At 69.1% G+C, this 275-nt stretch carries 1 protein-coding gene; it reads right to left on the reverse strand.

The window, feature by feature from the left end; genetic code table 11:
* On the reverse strand, positions 1-275 hold a 275-nt coding region (locus tag PUR61_RS03015), incomplete at both ends, for a PhoH family protein (RefSeq protein ID WP_329875310.1).

Genomic DNA, 275 nt, shown 5'->3' on the forward strand with positions numbered 1-275 from the left:
CGTGAGCCCTGGCCGATCCGGGAGAGGACGGTGAGCAGGACGTTGCGTTCCAGCGACTGCGCCTCGTCCACGATCACGAAGGCGTCGTGCAGGGAACGCCCGCGGATGTGGGTGAGCGGCAGGACCTCCAGCATCCCCCGGGAGATGATCTCCTCGATCACGTCGGGGGTGGTGACGGCCGAGAGGGTGTCGAAGACGGCCTGGGCCCAGGGGCTCATCTTCTCGCTCTCGCTGCCCGGCAGGTAGCCGAGCTCCTGGCCGCCGACCGCGTAGAG

The sequence above is a fragment of the Streptomyces sp. BE20 genome, from assembly GCF_036322525.1.
In the GTDB taxonomy this organism is placed as follows: Bacteria; Actinomycetota; Actinomycetes; order Streptomycetales; family Streptomycetaceae; genus Kitasatospora.